The 351-nt window shown below is 60.7% G+C and carries 1 protein-coding gene; it reads left to right on the top strand.

What is annotated here, in order from left to right; all coding sequences use genetic code 11:
* The coding region (locus tag ABGA94_RS03230) for a transposase (RefSeq protein WP_375366369.1) at positions 1-351 on the top strand (351 nt) is incomplete at both ends.

The following is a 351-nucleotide window of genomic DNA, read 5'->3' as shown; positions in this document are numbered from 1 at the left end:
AACCACTTCCCTGGCAAGGAAGCGATCATCCTTGCAGTGGCCGTGGCCGAGAGCGAGGAATTGGCGCCGTTGCTGCAGCGGCTGGCCGTGGCCGACGGTGATCGCACGCAGGTGCTGGGCTACAGCGTTTCCAAGCGTCTGACTGAAGAGCTGGTGGTGAAAGCATTTGCCAATGCCTGGGCTCTGCATCCACAACGACCCGGCCTGATATTCCATTCAGATCGTGGTGGGCAGTACTGGGGGAACGAGTTTCGCCAGCTGCTGCAGTCCCATGACGTGGTCCAAAGCATGAGCCGGCCTGGCAATTGCTGGGACAACGCGGTGGCCGAGAGCTTCTTTGCGACGCTCAAG

This window comes from Stenotrophomonas sp. 3diitr2024 (genome assembly GCF_042136455.1).
GTDB lineage: Bacteria > Pseudomonadota > Gammaproteobacteria > Xanthomonadales > Xanthomonadaceae > Stenotrophomonas > Stenotrophomonas sepilia.
The sequence above is the reverse complement of the archived record's forward strand: the minus strand, read 5'-3'. Positions and strand labels throughout refer to the sequence as shown.